The following is a 1,530-nucleotide window of genomic DNA, read 5'->3' as shown; positions in this document are numbered from 1 at the left end:
ATTATTAGACCTTTCGACATGGCAAGATAAAAATCAGGATATTTCAGATTGGTTAGTTAATCAAATTAAATTTAAGTACAAGATACCCAAAAAGGTTATTAGGAATTGGCTAGAAAATCAGCAATTGTCACTTCTCATAGATGGATTTGATCGAGTATCTCCAGAATTATCTAAAAATTGCTTAGAAGAAATTAATAAATTATCAGTATATTTGCAACCAAAGGATTTAGTTATTTGTAGTAGTTTTGCCACTTATAAAAATTGTCGGACTAAGTTTAAATTAAATGCTGCTGTATTATTACAGTCTTTAACAACAGGTCAGATTCAAGATTATTTATTAGCAGCTAGTAGTAGAGAACTTTGGCATTATCTTCAGGATGAACCAGAGTTATTAAACTTAGCTGAAATACCATTAATGTTGAGTATGATGACTTTAGCTTATGAGGAAATTTTAATTGCTGCTTGGAGAAGAATTACTTCTCAACAGGGAAGAGAAAAATATTTATTAAATGCTTATATTCGTCGTCAATTAGGGCGAGAGAATAACTATAATTGGTATTCTAAGAATCAGGAACCACTGCCGGAACAGACAAGACGATGGTTGGCATGGCTAGCACAACGAATGGCCGCAGATAACAGCCAGGAATTTACAATAGAAAAACTACGGCCAGCTTGGTTAGATTCTAACGGCGAGTTACAGGCATATCAGTTAATTGTTAATTTGATTAGTGTGTTATTTTGGGGGTTTATTTTTGGGTTTATTTTTACCTTGGTTTTCGATTTATACCAAGGTTTAATTCTTGGTGCTATTGGAGGTGTAATTATTGGGATGTTCTTTGGTTTGCCCGGACTAAAAAATCTTGTGCTGCGGATTATTCTATTTTTTAATGGGCATATTCCCTGGAATTATCGTCGTTTTCTCAATTATGCTGCTAGTCGTTTATTATTGCAAAGAGTAGGCGATCGCTATCAATTTATTCATCATTTATTGTATAAACATTTTACTGAAATGTAGCGCTGTTCAAAAGTCAAAAGTAAGAAGTAAGAAGTCAAAAGTAAGAAGTAAGAAGTCAAAAGTAAGAAGAAAGTTATAGTGGTCAATTTCCTCTCTTCATGTACTTATTGTAGTGCGAATGTAGGTTGAAATGCTCAGGTAACCATTCATCAGCACGATGCAGTAAATCATCAAGATTCAAATTCCAAAGAATTACTGTCTTATCATTACTCGCAGATGCTAAAGTTTTACCATCAGGACTAAAATCTATACTTGTAATCGGTTGGGTATGTTCTTGTAATGTATATATTTCAGTCCTATTAATAAGACTCCACAATTTGATAGTATTATCATTACTACCAGAGGCTAAAATTTTACCGTCAGGACTAAAGCTAATGCTAGTAATAGCTTTGCTGTGTCCTTTGAAAATTGCTAACTCTTTACCATTAAGATTCCAAAGTTTGATAGTACAATCTTCACTAGCTGAAGCCAGGATTTTTCCATTAGGACTGGCACCAACACATCCAGAGAGACCT

The 1,530-nt window shown here is 33.7% G+C and carries 2 protein-coding genes; one reads left to right on the top strand and one right to left on the bottom strand.

The genetic code is table 11. The annotated features are described in order from the left end of the window. Window positions 1-1,015: NACHT domain-containing NTPase (locus tag F6K13_RS32580; RefSeq protein WP_287289837.1), on the top strand; the 1,015-nt coding region annotated here is incomplete at its 5' end. A gap of 82 nt (window positions 1,016-1,097) precedes the next feature. On the opposite strand, the gene F6K13_RS32575 is transcribed toward F6K13_RS32580, so the two are convergent. Beyond that, the coding region (locus F6K13_RS32575) for a WD40 repeat domain-containing protein (RefSeq protein ID WP_375340694.1) at window positions 1,098-1,530 on the bottom strand (433 nt) is incomplete at its 5' end.

Origin of the sequence: Okeania sp. SIO2B9, from assembly GCF_010672505.1 — a bacterium.
GTDB lineage: Bacteria > Cyanobacteriota > Cyanobacteriia > Cyanobacteriales > Microcoleaceae > Okeania > Okeania hirsuta.
Note: the sequence above shows the minus strand (reverse complement) of the source record. Positions and strands in the feature narration are given on the sequence as shown.